At 66.9% G+C, this 12,610-nt stretch carries 12 protein-coding genes and 1 pseudogene; 6 read left to right on the top strand and 7 right to left on the bottom strand.

The window, feature by feature from the left end:
* Nucleotides 1-239, top strand: a pseudogene (locus tag I71_RS24380) (hypothetical protein); the annotation flags it as partial.
* 24 nt (nt 240-263) lie between these two features.
* Here I71_RS24380 and I71_RS24375 read toward each other — a convergent pair.
* Together I71_RS24375 and I71_RS24370 are read right to left on the bottom strand one after the other, a co-directional pair.
* Nucleotides 264-968: a response regulator transcription factor gene (locus I71_RS24375; protein WP_042699685.1), complete on the bottom strand. Its 705-nt coding sequence runs from the start codon at nt 966-968 to the stop codon at nt 264-266.
* Nucleotides 969-1,067: 99 nt separating this feature from the next.
* A complete protein-coding gene (locus I71_RS24370) occupies nt 1,068-1,586 on the bottom strand; it encodes a glycosyl transferase (RefSeq protein ID WP_244434024.1) in 519 nt (172 codons plus the stop codon).
* Between the two features lie 366 nt (nt 1,587-1,952).
* Here I71_RS24370 and ribA point away from each other — a divergent pair, with 366 nt between their 5' ends.
* From ribA to I71_RS24355, 3 genes are all read left to right on the top strand, one after another.
* A complete protein-coding gene (gene ribA, locus I71_RS24365) occupies nt 1,953-3,113 on the top strand; it encodes a GTP cyclohydrolase II (protein ID WP_244434023.1) in 1,161 nt (386 codons plus the stop codon).
* Nucleotides 3,114-3,320: 207 nt separating this feature from the next.
* Nucleotides 3,321-4,319: a hypothetical protein gene (locus tag I71_RS24360; RefSeq protein WP_042699682.1), complete on the top strand. Its 999-nt coding sequence runs from the start codon at nt 3,321-3,323 to the stop codon at nt 4,317-4,319.
* Nucleotides 4,316-4,864 carry a L,D-transpeptidase gene (locus I71_RS24355; RefSeq protein ID WP_042699679.1) on the top strand — a complete coding sequence of 183 codons (549 nt, stop codon included), beginning with the start codon at nt 4,316-4,318 and terminating at the stop codon, nt 4,862-4,864. Before I71_RS24360 ends, I71_RS24355 begins: the two co-directional genes overlap by 4 nt.
* Before the next feature lie 20 nt (nt 4,865-4,884).
* Here the strand turns inward: I71_RS24355 and I71_RS24350 are convergent, their stop codons facing one another.
* The gene (locus I71_RS24350; protein WP_244434022.1) at nt 4,885-5,628 is read right to left on the bottom strand and encodes a YggS family pyridoxal phosphate-dependent enzyme; all 744 of its coding nucleotides are present in this window, start codon (nt 5,626-5,628) and stop codon (nt 4,885-4,887) included.
* 157 nt (nt 5,629-5,785) lie between these two features.
* Here I71_RS24350 and I71_RS24345 point away from each other — a divergent pair, with 157 nt between their 5' ends.
* A complete protein-coding gene (locus I71_RS24345) occupies nt 5,786-6,385 on the top strand; it encodes a hypothetical protein (protein ID WP_042699677.1) in 600 nt (199 codons plus the stop codon).
* A gap of 74 nt (nt 6,386-6,459) precedes the next feature.
* Here I71_RS24345 and I71_RS24340 read toward each other — a convergent pair whose 3' ends face one another.
* From I71_RS24340 to I71_RS24325, 4 genes are all read right to left on the bottom strand, one after another.
* Entirely contained in the window at nt 6,460-7,548 is a 1,089-nt protein-coding gene (locus tag I71_RS24340) for a porin (RefSeq protein ID WP_042699675.1), read from the bottom strand.
* A gap of 135 nt (nt 7,549-7,683) precedes the next feature.
* Nucleotides 7,684-8,754, bottom strand: coding sequence for an IS630 family transposase (locus tag I71_RS24335; RefSeq protein ID WP_042699672.1), 1,071 nt, complete (start codon nt 8,752-8,754; stop codon nt 7,684-7,686).
* Between the two features lie 306 nt (nt 8,755-9,060).
* Entirely contained in the window at nt 9,061-10,155 is a 1,095-nt protein-coding gene (locus I71_RS24330; protein WP_042699669.1) for a porin, read from the bottom strand.
* A gap of 333 nt (nt 10,156-10,488) precedes the next feature.
* Nucleotides 10,489-11,652, bottom strand: a complete 1,164-nt coding sequence (locus I71_RS24325) for a porin (RefSeq protein WP_042699666.1) — start codon at nt 11,650-11,652, stop codon at nt 10,489-10,491.
* Nucleotides 11,653-11,986: 334 nt separating this feature from the next.
* On the opposite strand from I71_RS24325, the gene I71_RS24320 reads away from it, so the two are divergent.
* On the top strand, nt 11,987-12,526 hold the full coding sequence (locus I71_RS24320) for a DUF3576 domain-containing protein (RefSeq protein WP_042699663.1): 540 nt from the start codon (nt 11,987-11,989) through the stop codon (nt 12,524-12,526).
* The last annotated feature ends 84 nt before the right edge of the window (nt 12,527-12,610 follow it).

Below are 12,610 nucleotides of genomic sequence, written 5' to 3'. Positions count from 1 at the left end.
GCCATTGGCGTCGTCGGATGGCGATCGTCGGGCGCAAGCTCCGGTTGCTGCCGGTGGTGCCGCGCGGGCGCGGGCTGTGGGGCGGTCCTTCTGCCTGCGGCCTGGGGATGGCCCGGCTGGGCAGAGTTCCGTCGAAGCCCCAGACTGGCGAGCGCCGCCGCTGGTTGGGCTTCACCGGCGAGGTCACCATCGCCGAACGGGGAAGCCGGCGGGGGTTGGCCGCCGTCGGTCAGCGCTGACCGGCGGCCTCCATTGACCGGCGGTTAAGGGACCAGACGGTACCCGCCAGGCTCCGTAACCAGGATGCGGGCATTGGACGGATCGGCCTCGATCTTCTGGCGCAGCCGGTAGACATGGGTCTCCAGCGTGTGGGTGGTGACCGCGGCGTTGTAGCCCCAGACCTCCCCCAGCAGGGTTTCGCGCCCGACCACCAGATCGCCGGCCCGATACAGGTATTTCAGGATCGCCGTTTCCTTCTCGGTCAGTCGGATCTTGCGGTTGGCGACCTCGTCCAGCAGCAGCTTGGCGCCGGGGCGGAAGCTGTAGGGGCCGATGGCGAAAACGGCGTCCTCCGTCTGCTCGAACTGGCGCAGTTGGGCGCGCAGGCGGGCGATCAGCACCCCCAGGCGGAAGGGCTTGGTCACATAATCGCTGGCGCCGGATTCCAGCCCCAGGATGGTGTCGGCGTCGGTGGCCGAGGCGGTCAGCATGATGATCGGGCAGCGCGCGCCTTCGCGGCGCAGCAGCTTGCACACGTCGCGCCCGTCCATGTCCGGCAGTCCGACATCGAGCAGGATGGCAGAAAAACCGGCCCCGGCCTCGCTGGCGGCCCGGACCGCCTTCAACGCCCCTGCGCCGTCGTCTGCCTCTTCGGTCTCGACCTCCTCCAGCAGACGAAGCTGTTCCGCCAGCGACTGGCGCAGGGCGGTGTCGTCGTCGACAAGGAGGATGCGCTTTGCGATGGTCATGGGCTGCGGCACGAGGTCGGGAGGCGGGAGCGCGGCCTTAGTAGCATGGCGCCGGAGGATTGTCGTGTTGGCTTATCGCGCGATGGGGATGGCGCGCCCCTACAGGTCAGCCAGCAACGCTGCCGCCCCTTCCACGTCGGCATCCGCATGGATGATGCGGTCGGGTTGGACGCCCAGCTCCCGGATTGCCGCGGCGACGGTGTCGTCCGGCACGGCGACGCGGCGCATCAGGGCCAGGGCCCCCTGTTCCAGATTGCGGCGCACCGCCGCCTCTTCGCTGGGAAGACCCGGCTCGGTCCAGTGCAGCCGTTCGACCAGTGCGATGAAGCGCAGGCGACGGCTGTCGGAGGGAAGGCTGGCGGCGAGGTTGGGCAAGGCGTTGCCGTCCAGCAGGACCGGGGCGCCGTCCGGCAGCCGGGCCAGCGCGACGTCGGCCGCCAGGATCGCCGACGGATCGACTTGCGGGTGCGGACCGGGCAGGGCGTGGATCGTGAGGCCGGTCCCGGCGGCGCGCAAGGCCTCGACCATGCGGCGGCCATAGGCCTCGGATGGAAGATCGGCAGGCATCACCAGATGCAGTGAGGCGGGCAGGTCACGGTTGGTCGAGTGGCTGGTCACTGGGGAGGGCTCCCGGAAGAAAGGCTGCGGTTTCCATCCTAGCGCCCATGGTCCCGGCCGCGGAGCGGCCCGATGGGGGTGCCGACTCCGCCCCGGCGACCCGGTATGATCGCTTGGCCGGACAGGCTAGCGGGATCGTTGCGCCTTCGGCAACGGTGTGGCGCGCGGGAATTGCTGGACAGGGGCGCGCCACCTGCGCTTTGCTTCGCCCGTCGAACGCACCATGTCCCGTTTTTCGCGCCGGACTCGGCGCACCCGCTACGCAAAGCCGCTGACGATGCAAAGCGAACGCTCTTCCGCCACAACAGGGTCCCCCTGTCTGCGCCCGCGTGGCCCCAAACTGCAGCTCCCATTGACGAGACCGCTGTGCGCGCCGTCGACCGGGCGCTGGCCGCCCTGCGCCGCGGCGAGGTTGTGGCGATCGAGACCGCCGATGGCACCGTCGGCGCCGCGGTGTCGGTGGAATCGGTGGCGCTCGACGCGGTGGAGCGGCTGAGGGCACTCACCGGCGGAACGCCGCGGCTGGCGGTGACCCGCCGGCGGGCCGTGGTGCTGGGGCTGGCATCCGCCAAAGCGGTGCAGCCGGTGAGCGACATTGCCGACGATCAGGCGCCCGGAGCCGTGGTGGAGGCGTTCGGCGCCATGGTGCTCGACCGGCCCGGCGGGCTGACCGCCGATCAGGCCCATGCGCTTGCCGATCCCGAACAGCATCCAAAGGCGCAGGGAAGCCTGCCGGAGGGCCTGACCGCCCGAGAGGCCTGCCCCGGCAGCCGGGAGGCCGCCGCGGTCGATCTCGCCCGTTTGGCCCGTCTGCTGCCCGCCGCGATCTCCGCCGACCTGCCATCTTCTTCTGGGGCCCGCGCGGTGGAATGGGCGGCGGAGCATGACCTGCTGCTGGTGCGGGCCTCGGACGTCGCCGATTACCGCGTGCATGTGGTGCGGACGTTGCGTCGCGTCGCTGATGCGCGGGTGCCGCTGGTCGGGTCGGAGAACACGCGCATCTACGCCTTTCGCCCGGCCGATGGCGGACCCGAGCATCTGGCCATCGTCATCGGTGAGCCCGATCCGCGCCAGCCGGTGCTGGCCCGCCTGCATTCGGAATGCTTCACCGGGGACCTGCTGGGATCCCTGCGCTGCGACTGCGGCGACCAGCTGCGCGGCGCCATTGCCGAGATCGCCCGGCAAGGCAGCGGCGTGCTGCTGTATCTGGCCCAGGAAGGGCGCGGCATCGGGCTGGTCAACAAGCTGCGCGCCTACCGCATCCAGGACCGTGGTTTCGACACGGTGGACGCCAATGAAATTCTCGGCTTCGAAGCCGACGAGCGGGTCTATCTGCCGGCGGCGGAGATGCTGCGGCAGCTCGGCTTCGAATCGGTCCGTCTGATGACCAACAACCCGGAGAAGCTGCGCCAGCTCGCCCGCTGCGGCATCGCCGTGGTGGAGCGGGTCGCCCACATCTTCCCCGCCAACGGCCATAACGAAGCCTATCTCCGGACCAAGGCGGAGCGCAGCGGCCACATGTTCTGACCGCCGGGGCCGGCAACCGCAGGCGGCAGGGCAGGAATCGCCAGGCCGGCCCGGCAGTTCTTGCCGCCTGTGCCGCGATGGGAATCGGATTCCGCGTGCTGATTGTCCGGAATCTCTTGAATCCGCTGATTCGGCTCCGGATCGTGAGCGGCAGGTTGGCACGGTGCTTGCTATATCTGTCCTGACCACCGAGCCGGGAGACCGCCCATGGCCATCGACGCCACCACCATCGACAGCAGCGCCGTTCAACGTCCGGCGCCGCGCGAAAAGGCGTCGCCGGTCATCAGCGACGGCCACAATGGCGGCCCGGTGGAAATCCAGGGCGAGGGGTCCTTCTGGGACTTTCTGGACATCATCAACCCGCTGCAGCACATCCCGCTCGTCAGCACCGTTTATCGCGAGATCACCGGCGACACCATCCAGCCCGCCATGCGAATCATGGGTGACATGCTGTATGGCGGCGTGATCGGGGGCATGGCCTCCATCGCCAACGCGGTGATGGAACAGGCGACGGGCAAGGACGTTGGCGAAACGGTCATGGCTTCGCTCGGTTTCGGGGGCGGTGACCATCCCGCCGACTCCACGGCCGTCGCGGACGCCTCGGGGGGGCCGGCGACCTCCGGCTCCCCCGCGGAGCCGCCGCAGGCACCGGCCACCGGGCTCTCCGTCGCGCTCGCAGCCGCCAAGCCAGCCGACCGTGCCCCGGCTTCGTCGGCAACCCCCGCCGCCAATGGTCTACCGATCCGGCTCGCCGCGGCTGCACCTGCTGCCGGCACACCGGCCGCAGCCGCCCCCTCCACCGGCAAATCCGCCCCCGCGTCCGCCCCAGCGTCCGCCGATGCATCGCCGGTCCTCGCCGCGCAGCTTGCCGCCGTGCCGCATCCCAGCAAGATGCCGGCGCGTGACACGCCGCTGGCAAGCTCGGCGCTGGCGAAGCACAGCGTGCCGCGCTTTGCGGCACCGGTTCCGGGAGCGGTGACGGCCACGGCACGTTCCGCCGGCGCGACGGCGACCAACAATGGTCAGTCCCAGACCGGCGCCGGTCAGCCCGCGGCCGCCCAACCGGGCGATGCTGCCCCGGCAGCGGGACCGGCTCCGGTCACGCCGGACATGCTGTCGGAGACGATGATGCGCAATCTGGCCAAATATGAGCAGTCGCGCAAAGCGGCGCAGACGGCCACCAATACAATGCGGGTATCGGGATGAGCATCGACATTGGCGTGACGCCGGATGTGGAAGATCAAGAGGATGGCGCACCGATCACCACCGGCCGCCTGCGCTGGCCCGGAGGCGAGGTGCGCTGCGTTCTGGGGCGCGGCGGTGTTCGTGCCGACAAACGTGAGGGCGATGGCGTCACCCCCGTCGGCCGTTTCCCGCTGCGCCGCGTTCTATGGCGTGCCGACCGCCTGCCGCCGCCGGAAACCGGGCTGCCGCTCCTCCCTATCGCCGAGCAGGACGGCTGGTGCGATGCACCGGAGGACCCCGCTTACAATCGCCCGGTCATCCGCCCTTATCCCGCCAGCCACGAGGCATTGTGGCGCGACGACCATGTCTACGACATCGTGGTGGTGATGGGGCACAACGATGACCCGGTTATGCCCGGGATGGGCAGTGCCGTCTTCCTGCACCTTGTCCGCCCGGACCGGTCACCGACCGCCGGCTGCGTCGCGCTGGCGCCTGACGACATGCTTCGGCTGCTGAAGGACTGCGGACCGGGCAGCGCGCTGAGCGTCGCCGACCCGGCCGTCTGACCGAACCTATGGTCTGCCGGCTATGTGGCGGGATAGGGACGCGCGCCGAAGATCGCCGTGCCGACCCGTACATGGGTGGCGCCAAAGCGGACCGCGGTCTCAAAATCGCCGCTCATGCCCATGCTGATCTCCGCCAATCCCAGCCTGCCGGCCATCTCGGCCAGCAGGGCGAAATGCATCGCCGGCTCCTCGTCCACCGGTGGGATGCACATCAGCCCGGTAACGGGCAGTTGCAGCCGGTCGCGGCAGTCGGCCAGAAAGTCCCCGACCTCCGCCGGGGCGATGCCGGCCTTCTGCGGTTCCTCGCCGGTGTTCACCTCGATCAGGCAGCGCGGGCGGCGGCCGGACTTGGCCATTTCCTCGGCGAGCGCTTCGGCCAGCTTGGGGCGGTCCAGGGTCTGGATCACGTCGAACAGGGCGACGGCGTCCTTGACCTTGTTGGTCTGCAGCGGACCGATGAGGTGGAGTTCCAGTTCGGGGAAACGCTCCTTCAGCGCCGGAAACTTGGCCTTGGCCTCCTGCACGCGGTTTTCACCGAACACGCGCTGGCCGGCGGCGAGCGCTTCCTCCACCGCTTCGGCCGGATGGGTCTTCGACACCGCGACCAGGGTGACGGCGCCATCGCCGCGGCCGCAGGCGGATGCCGTTTCCACGATGGAGTGCCGCACAGAGTCGAGCCGTGCCGTCACGCTGTCGGCACTCTTGGATCCGCCTGGTTCGGCGCTGGTTTGCGTATCTTTGCCAGTGCCCTGCGTCGTCGTCATGGCCGCCCCCAATCCGGTCGCTGCGGGTATACAGCGCTTCCGCGGCGTGTTAGCGGACGGTCCGCGGAAACGCAAGCGCCCCAAGCGACCCTGCCCGATGCATCCGGATCTCCGGCGTGGGCATCGTCATCGTTTTGCATATCGAGGAGACCTCCGCATGCGGAGTCCGTTTCGTTCCCTGCTCTCCGCCCTGACATCGGCAGCCCCCGCCGGCCTGTTCGCCGCCGCGGTCGCCGTCTGGTCCGTCGCCGGTCCCGCCGCCAGCCCCGCCCATGCCGAAGAGCCTTCGAAGCCGGCCCCCAAGGCCGCTGCCCCGGCGAAGCCCGGCGCCAAGCAGGGCAAGGCCAAGCTGATGCTGGGGTCGCCGATGACCAAGGTCCGTTTCAGCGAGCCCGCATTCCCGCTGACGGATGACGGGACCTATCGAAGCTATATGGACAAGATCCTGGATGAATATGGCCGCCGCTGTGTGCGGCAGGAGCAGTTCGGCTGGGAGGTCGCCAAGGATGATCAGGAGCGGCTGGACTACATCTTCCAGGGGACGATGACGAACTACGGCCGCATGGGCTATCTGCTGGGCGAGATCCATCCCAAGTCGGTCACCGATCCGGAAACCATCGTCTTCCTCGGCGACCGCGAGAAGGAGCGTTACCTGCTGGTCTGGACACCGCTCGAGTCGTCGGTGCTGTTCATGATGTGCGATACCGCCGACAAGGGCGCCAAATCCGAGCAGCCGAAAGCCGCGCCGAAGAAGTAAGACGCTTTCGGAAACAGGAAAGGCGGCGGATTTCTCCGTCGCCTTTCCTGTTTCCGCTGCTGGATGCCGGCCGCTCAGAAGGCGAAGCGGGTATCCCACAGGACGATGTTGGCGTCGTTGCTCACACCGGCGGCCTTGTTGTCCAGATAGCTGTATTCCAGACCCGTGGTCAGGCCCGGCGCCACCGTGTAGGTCACACCGGCCTGCCAGACATGGGCGCGGGAGTTCAGGCCGGCGAAGTTGCTGTCGATGCCCTTGGCGTCGGTGTAGGTCGCGGCCAGGATCACCGAATCGAGAGTGTAGTTGGCGCCGACGATCCAGATCTGCTGGTCGTCCACGCCGCTGGTGCCCTTGGCATAGCCGCTGTCACCGCTGAAGGCATAGCTGCCGCCGACCTTGAAGCCGGCATAGGACACATTGGCGCCGACATGGACCGAGGACAGATCCTCCAGCCCGCTGGCCGCCTTGGCGAACTGGTAAGCGGCGCTCGCCTCCAGGCCGAAGCCGCCGAACTCGCCCTTGTAGGTGGCCTGGACCTCGCCCATGTCGCGATAGGCGGTGCTGTCCTTGCGGCGGTTGATGTCGGTGTTGCTGCTGCCATACACCGGGGTGTAGGCGGCGCCGACCTGGAAGCCGGCGAAGCTCGGCGTCAGGTAGATGATCTTGCTGCTGGCGTCGCCCGACTCCAGCGTGCGCAGGCTGCCCAGCACATAGGGGGCGCCGTTGGCATTCGCGTAGTAGTTTAGAAACTGGGCGTCCGGCGAGCCTTCGATGCCTTCGATGTTCGGACCGATGATGCCGTATTCGTCCGACAGACCGTTGATCACGCCGGCCTGGATGGTGCCGAAGCTGCCGTTCACGAACATGAACGCGCGGTCGCTGTCGGTGCTGCGGTTGTTGTTGGTGCCGCCGGCGGCACGCAATCGCAGGCGGGCGCCGTATTCCAGGCCGTTGTCGGCCTTGGCCGTCGGGGTGACGGTCAGGCGGAAGCGGTTGGCGAACTCGGTCTTGCGCAGGCCGGTGTTGTCGTCCTGGTCGACATAGGCGCCCTGGAAATAGGCGTCGCCGCCCAGCAGGATGTCGAACTTCGACTGGGCCGAGGCAGTGCCGCAGCCGGCGGCGAGGGCAACAGCGGCGCAGCCGATGACGAGAGAACGCTTCATGGGGGTCATCCTCGGTGCATGCGCCCCGGCCTGCCGGGGCGCGAGCGGTGTCTGGTGCCCCTTGACTTAGTGCCGCGGCCTGCCTGCCGACAAGTGGCGGCGACGATGCGAGGCCCGGCATCCTAGTGCACTGACTCATTCAGAAGGTGCAGGCAAACGGCTGAGTTTATCGAGGATGGTGTCGGCCGGCTTGGTCCAGACGAAGGGGCTGGATGCCCTGTTGTGCTCGCGGATGTAGCGGGCGATGGCGTCCTGCAGGTCGGCCACGGACTTGAACACGCCGCGCCGGATGCTCCGTCGGGTGATGATGGAGAAGAAGCCCTCGACGGCGTTGATCCAGGAGGCTGAGGTGGGCGTGAAATGGAAGACCCAGCGCGGGTGATCGGCCAACCATTCCAGCACCTTGGGATGCTTGTGGGTGGCGTAGTTGTCGACGATCGCGTGGATCACCTTGCCGACCGGCACCACGCGCTCAACGGCGTTCAGGAACTTGATGAACTCCTTGTGGGTGTGCTTGGGCAGGCAGCGGCCGACCACGGTGCCGTCCAGGGTGTTCAGCGCGGCGAACAGCGTGGTGGTGCCGTTGCGCTTGTAATCGTGCGTCATCGTCCCGCACTTGCCGGGCTTCAGCGGCAAACCCGGCTGAGTACGGTCGAGCGCCTGGATCTGGCTCTTCTCGTCGATGGACAGAACCACTGCGTGGCAGGGCGGGTCCATGTAGAGGCCGACGATGTCCTCGACCTTAGCGGCGAAAGCCGGATCGTTGGAACGCTTGAAGGTGCGCAGCCGATGCGGCTGGAGCCGGTTGGCTTCCCAGATGCGCTGCACGGCGCGCAGGCTGATGCCGACGGCCTTGGCCACCGCCCGACCGGTCCAGTGTGTCACGGCGCCGGGTGGTTCCGAACAGGTCAGCGCCAGCACCTTGGCCACGGTGGCGGGCGGCAGCGGTGCCCGGCCGGGCTTGCGCGTCTTGTCGCGCAGCAGGCCATCGACGCCTTGTTCGGCGTAGCGCATCTGCCAACGCCAGACCGCCGGGCGGCTGACACCGGCCCGGCGCGCCACCTCCTGCACCGGCAGCCGCTCGGCCGAGAGCACGATGATGTTCACCCGCTGGACATGCTTGTGCGGGCGGTTGCGGTCGCCGAGGAGCGCGGTCAAACGCGCGCGATCCTCTGCTCCAACGATGACGCTGACGGTTTGGGCCATGCCGACAGAATCGCACACCAGCAGCCCGCTGTGAATCCTATGTCTGCGTCAGTGCACTAGTAACAGTGACGGGAAAAGCACGGATTCCAGGATCATGTAAATTCACTTACTAAGTGATTTGCGATTCCAAGCTGATGCTTAAGCGTGAAGCCAGCGGCTTCTTCTATAAAGAGGTATCTACTCCGGAGAGATATCCGGGCGCTGCTGGCTCCCTGGCCGGCGGGGCATCCGCAGGATGAAAACAAACAAAAAAAGAGGCGGCGGATTTCTCCGCCGCCTTCACGTTTGCTGCCAGGAACCCGTCCCTTAGAAGGAGAAGCGGGTGTCCCACAGAACGATGTTGGCGTCGTTGTTGCGACCGCCCGACTTGTTGTCGACGTAGCTGTACTCCAGACCCGTGGTCAGGCCCGGGGCAACGGCGTAGGTCACGCCGCCCTGGTAGACGTGGGCACGGGCGTAATCGGCGGCGGTGAAGGCGCCGGTGCCGACGTTGGCGCCCTTGGCGTCGGTGTAGGTGGCAGCCAGGATGACCGGGCCGACGGTGTACTGGGCACCGACCAGCCAGACCTGGTTGTCGTCAACACCGGTGTGGCCCTTGCGGTAGCCGCTGTCGCCGCTGAAGGCATAGCTGCCGCCGATGGCGAAGGCGCCGTAGGTGATGGTGGCGCCGGTGTGGACCGACGACAGATCCTCGAAGCCGGTCGGGGCCTGGGCGAACTGGTAGGCAACGCTGGCTTCGATGCCAACGCCGCTGAAGGCGCCCTTATAGTAGGCCTGAACTTCACCCATGTCGTTGTAGGTGACGTCCTTGCGGCGCTCGATGTTGGTGTTGCTGCTGCCGTAGGTCGGGGTGTAGGCGGCGGACAGCTTGAAGCCGGCGAAGCTCGGGGTCGAGTAGACGATCTTCGTGCTGGCGTCGCCCGACTCGAGGGTGCGCAGCGAGCCGGTCACATACGGCAGCGAGGTCACGCCGTAATAGTTGAACACCCAGCCGTCCGGGCTGCCCGAGATGCCGTCGACGTTCGGGCCGATGACGCCGGTGTCGTCCGACGGGCCGTTGACGACGCCGGCCTGGATCGAGCCGAAAGTGCCGTTCACGAAGATGTAGGCGCGGTCGGCGTCGGTGGTGCGGACGTTGCTGGTGCCGTTGGAGGCGCGCAGGCGCAGGCGGGCGCCGTATTCCAGGCCGTTGTCAGCCTTGGCCGTCGGGGTGACGGTCAGACGGAAGCGGTTGGCGAACTCGGTCTTGCGCAGGGCGTTGTCGTTGTCCTGGTCGACATAGGCGCCCTGGAAGAAGGCGTCGCCACCCAGCAGGATGTCGAACTTCGACTGGGCCGAGGCGGTGCCGCAGCCGGCGGCGAGGGCAACGGCTGCACAGCCGATGACGAGAGAGCGCTTCATGGATTGTCCATCCTTGTGCGTACGCCCCGTTTAGCCGGGAGCGGTCGGTTGTCTTTGTATCCAAGACTTAACCGCCTACCAATTACTCCGGCAAGAGGCAAACTGAGGTGCTTTTTCGCATTCGCAACACAGTTGCAACAAAAACACACCCATAACTGGTTGGTTTGACGGGAAAAAACGGGGCTGTCTTAATTTTGAGCTATTGTGGGGACAAAAAGCGGGCGCCGCGCCCAGAAAGTCGGCAAGGAAAACAGGCGGTTACCCAAGAAAAAAGGCGGTGGCCGAAGCCACCGCCCTTTCCATCCGTTTCCGGATGATCGATCGAAAGATCGATTAGAACGCCAGGACCGAACGGAGCAGGACAACGTTGCCCTTGTCGTCGGCGTTGGCGGAGTCGTTGTCGAGCTTGAAGTAGTCGTACTGAGCCTGGACGGTCAGGCCCGGAGCGACGGTGTAGCCGACACCGAATTCGTAGACCTGCAGCTCGCGGTTGCCAGCGGCGAAGAGCGAACCGGCATCCTTGCCGTTCTTGTAGTTGGCGCCAACCACGATCGGGCCCGTGGTGTACTGAGCACCCGACCACCCAGTACGGGTGTTCTCGGTGAAGACACCCGTACGCTTGTTCTGGCCCGACTTGCCGTAGTCGATGTAGCCGCCGCCGATGGCGAAGCCGGCGTAGCCGACCTGGGCGCCAGCCTGCCAGGCGTTCAGGTCCTTGTAGTTCGAGCCGGTGACGTCGTCGACGGCGCGGCCCCAGTTGTAGCCGGCGCTGGCCTTGACCGTCACGCCGCTGAAGGTGTTGTTGTAGTTCGCACCGACTTCGACGATGTCGGTGTAGGTGCCAGCGCCGCCAGCGGCGAAGGTGCCGACCGGCTTGACGCGGTTGACGTCGGTGGCCGAGCTGTCGTTGCGCGGGGTGTAGCTGGCGCCAACCTGCAGGCCGGCGAAGCGCGGGGAGAAGTACACGATCTTGGTCGAGTTGGCTTCCGCCACCAGCGACTGGGTGATGATCGTGTTGCCGTTGGTGACGGTGCTGGCGGCGCCGCTGTTCAGGCCGTTGGCCGTCGTGCCGATCCAGGCCGGCAGGGCGTCATAGATGCCCAGCGGCAGGTAGTCGAGCGGGGCGGTCGTGTAGGTCTCGTCGTTGAACGAGTTGGTCACGCCGAGGCGGACCTGACCGAAGGAGCCCTGCGCGAAGATGTAAGCGCGGTCGGCGTCGGTGTTGCGGGCGTTGTTGGTGCCAGCGTTGGCACGCAGACGCATACGCGCACCGTACTCCAGGCCGTTGTCGGCCTTGGCGGACGGGATGATGTTGATGCGCATGCGGTTGCGGAATTCGGTCGAACGCAGGCCGGAGTCCAGATCCTGATCGACGTAGCCGGCTTCGAAGTAGGCGTCGCCGCCGATCTTGACTTCGAACTTGGCCTGGGCGTTGGCAGCGCCAGCGCCGAGGGCGAGAGCGGCGGCGGCGGCGCCGGCCAGCAGATAACGGTTCATGATTGTTGCCTCCATCCTGGCAGCAGATGTTTCAGCCTGGTTGACGTCCTGGCTGAGACTTTCGTACGCACCACCGCCCTTGCCAGCAAGCGGCAAATCTCCCGGATTGCTGCATTGGGGGGACAGTGTGTCGCATGGAGCACACTAAGAGGGGGGCGCTTGCAGGCCCGCAACAGTCGAACCCGACAAGCCGCGCCTGTTGTCGTCCTGTTGTGGCGGGGCGGGGCAAAGATGCTTCCGCTGTTGCGTGGTGCCGTCCACTTATGGTCTGTTCACCGGCATTCCGCGCGTGACTCGCGCGCGGCAACCCCTTTTCTGAACCGGGTTCCCGACCATGCGCCGTTCGACCGCCCTTCGCCTTGTCCCTGTACTGCTCGCGGCTTCCGTCTCGATCGCCGGCTGCGCAAGCTGGGGCGGCAAGACCGAAACCGTCGAAGAGCAGATTAAGAACAAGGACTACAAGTTCGGCAGCCTGCTTGGCACCGAGGGCGGCCTGAACCTGTTCGGCAAGAACAAGCGTGGCGGCGACCAGGACGCGACCGGGGGGATCGGCGTCAACAGTTTCCTGTGGCGAGCCTCGCTCGACACGCTGTCCTTCATGCCGATCGCCTCGGCCGACCCGTTCGGCGGCGTGATCCTGACCGACTGGTACACCCCGCCCGACTCGCCCAACGAGCGGTTCAAGGTCAACCTCTACATCATGGACCGCCAACTGCGCGCCGATGGCGTCCGGGTCTCGGTGTTCAAGCAGCAGCGGACCGGCAACGACTGGCGCGACGTCTCGGTCGGGCCGGAGACCGCCGGCACGCTGGAGGATGCGGTGCTGACCCGCGCCCGCCAGCTTCGCGTGGCACAGAACGCCGCTGCCCGCTGACGCGGCGGCCGGCCCCCGGGTGGCTTCGGGCTTTCGAGCAACTGGTACAACTGAAAAGCGGCGTCGTGCTCATGTTGCGTTATA

This window comes from Azospirillum sp. B506, from assembly GCF_000333595.1.
Taxonomy (GTDB): domain Bacteria; phylum Pseudomonadota; class Alphaproteobacteria; order Azospirillales; family Azospirillaceae; genus Azospirillum.
This window is presented reverse-complemented; position numbering and strand designations above follow the sequence as displayed.

Bases quoted from the DNA above. Each gene is read 5' to 3' on its own strand.
- I71_RS24355 (WP_042699679.1), top strand. From the start codon at position 4,316: ATGAGCATCGACATTGGCGTGACGCCGGATGTGGAAGATCAAGAGGAT.
- I71_RS24345 (WP_042699677.1), top strand. From the start codon at position 5,786: ATGCGGAGTCCGTTTCGTTCCCTGCTCTCCGCCCTGACATCGGCAGCC.
- I71_RS24335 (WP_042699672.1), bottom strand. From the start codon at position 8,754: ATGGCCCAAACCGTCAGCGTCATCGTTGGAGCAGAGGATCGCGCGCGT.
- I71_RS24330 (WP_042699669.1), bottom strand. From the start codon at position 10,155: ATGAAGCGCTCTCTCGTCATCGGCTGTGCAGCCGTTGCCCTCGCCGCC.
- I71_RS24375 (WP_042699685.1), bottom strand. From the start codon at position 968: ATGACCATCGCAAAGCGCATCCTCCTTGTCGACGACGACACCGCCCTG.
- I71_RS24325 (WP_042699666.1), bottom strand. From the start codon at position 11,652: ATGAACCGTTATCTGCTGGCCGGCGCCGCCGCCGCCGCTCTCGCCCTC.
- I71_RS24320 (WP_042699663.1), top strand. From the start codon at position 11,987: ATGCGCCGTTCGACCGCCCTTCGCCTTGTCCCTGTACTGCTCGCGGCT.
- I71_RS24350 (WP_244434022.1), bottom strand. From the start codon at position 5,628: ATGACGACGACGCAGGGCACTGGCAAAGATACGCAAACCAGCGCCGAA.
- I71_RS24360 (WP_042699682.1), top strand. From the start codon at position 3,321: ATGGCCATCGACGCCACCACCATCGACAGCAGCGCCGTTCAACGTCCG.
- I71_RS24340 (WP_042699675.1), bottom strand. From the start codon at position 7,548: ATGAAGCGTTCTCTCGTCATCGGCTGCGCCGCTGTTGCCCTCGCCGCC.